1 protein-coding gene is annotated in these 411 nt (G+C 42.1%); it reads left to right on the plus strand.

The features are described from left to right. Nucleotides 1–189, plus strand: a 189-nt coding sequence (locus ELS83_RS22155; protein ID WP_216616788.1) for a hypothetical protein, incomplete at its 5' end; no start/stop codon positions are given. Between the last annotated feature and the right edge of the window lie 222 nt (nt 190–411).

Here is a 411-nt window from a genome sequence, read left to right on the forward strand (position 1 = left end):
ACTTTTTCCATTGATGAAAAAGTAAGCAAAAAATCTAGGGCGTGTAAGTTCAAATCACTTATTCTTGAAAACTATAAGTGCGGTGGGGTGATTTTCGAAGCAAGTTCGAAACTTCCCCTCCTTACTAATAGTTTTCTGCACCTAACTGCTCTGAACTTCCAATGCCCGGATGAAACTGCAAGCTTTTAAGAGACGACCTTCTCTATAAATAACATTTAATGAATCTTAGGAGATAAATTTCGAGCGGGAGGTGCCGATCGGGTGCGATGCGGGGCAGACCGATGCCATGAAAAGGCGAGCAGCATCCGATTGGCTTGATTCTTTTGTTTCTTTTCTCATCTAAGGAGAAAAGAAAGGATGCCAATAACTGCTCAAGCCGCAGGGGCTCGTACTTTTTCCATTGATGAAAAA

The sequence above is a fragment of the Marinifilum caeruleilacunae genome, assembly GCF_013141825.1.
Taxonomy (GTDB): Bacteria; Bacteroidota; Bacteroidia; order Bacteroidales; family Marinifilaceae; genus Marinifilum; species Marinifilum caeruleilacunae.